Raw genomic sequence first — 558 nt, forward strand, 5'->3', positions numbered from 1 at the left:
CGTTCCGATCGGTCCTAAAGCTCGAGCGACGTATCAGCCGGGAGGGCATGGTCAGCGTCGGCGGCAATTTCTACAGCGTGCCCGACGCCACCAGGCGCCGTGTCGTCGAGGTACACACGCTGGCCGAAGAGTTGCGCATCTTCGAGGACGGCGCACTGATTGCCACCCATCCTATTCTCGAAGGCCGGCACCAGCGTCATGTCGAGCCGGGTCATCGCAACATCCACGTCCACAAGCGCCGACAAAGACTGAGGAACGACGAGGTCATTCTTCATGGCTCGGGCGACAGGGTCGCTCAGCGCCCGTTGGCCTTCTACGACGCCGTCGCCCGGGTGATGGCGAACGAGCAACGTCCATGACGAACGCGCTCGACACCACGCCATCCACCATCGACCGGATCCGCCACGACCTCGTCGGCCTGAAGATGCCGCGGGCGCTCGAAGCGCTCGATCATGTCGTGCGCCGGCTCGAGAAAGGCGAGATCGCCGCCCTCGAAGCCATGGACATCCTCCTCTCGGAAGAGTTGACCCTGCGCGAGAACAGCCGGATCAAGACGGC

The 558-nt window shown here is 64.0% G+C and carries 1 protein-coding gene and 1 pseudogene; both read left to right on the plus strand.

Annotated elements, in window-relative coordinates; genetic code table 11:
- The coding region (locus NKH67_RS34075) for a Mu transposase domain-containing protein (RefSeq protein ID WP_502893857.1) at window positions 1-359 on the plus strand (359 nt) is incomplete at its 5' end.
- Window positions 356-558: pseudogene (locus NKH67_RS34080) on the plus strand (AAA family ATPase); the annotation flags it as partial. The gene NKH67_RS34075 and the pseudogene NKH67_RS34080, both read left to right, overlap by 4 nt.

The sequence above is a fragment of the Mesorhizobium sp. M0968 genome (assembly GCF_040319065.1).
Lineage (GTDB): Bacteria > Pseudomonadota > Alphaproteobacteria > Rhizobiales > Rhizobiaceae > Mesorhizobium.